1 pseudogene is annotated in these 385 nt (G+C 69.6%); it reads left to right on the forward strand.

Annotated elements, in window-relative coordinates:
- Positions 1-385: pseudogene (locus KUM39_RS28000) on the forward strand (ATP-binding protein); the annotation flags it as partial.

Here is a 385-nt window from a genome sequence, read left to right on the forward strand (position 1 = left end):
GGTAGACGTCACCCTGCCCTCCGGGGTGTCCACCATCGAGGTACAGCAGCGCCGCCGCAAGCTCGCGGAGAACTTGTCCCGCCATGAGCACGAGGTGTTCATCACCATCCCGCAGGCGGCCCGCACGGTCCGACTGTGGGTCGCGGACTCGGGTGCCCTGGACGAGCCGATCGGCCCGTCCCCGCTGGTCACGGACGACACGATGACCGCCGACTACGCCAAGGGCAAAGCCCCCTGGGGCCAGGACCTGCGAGGCGACGCGGCGGCGCTCAGCGTGTATCAGCGACACCTGCTCATCACCGGTCTGTCCAACCAGGGCAAGACCGCCGCCCTGCGCGCGCTGGCCCTCTGGCTCGCGCTCGACAAGTCGGTGCAGTTCTGGCTC

The organism is Streptomyces corallincola (assembly GCF_019104725.1).
GTDB classification, from domain to species: domain Bacteria; phylum Actinomycetota; class Actinomycetes; order Streptomycetales; family Streptomycetaceae; genus Streptomyces; species Streptomyces corallincola.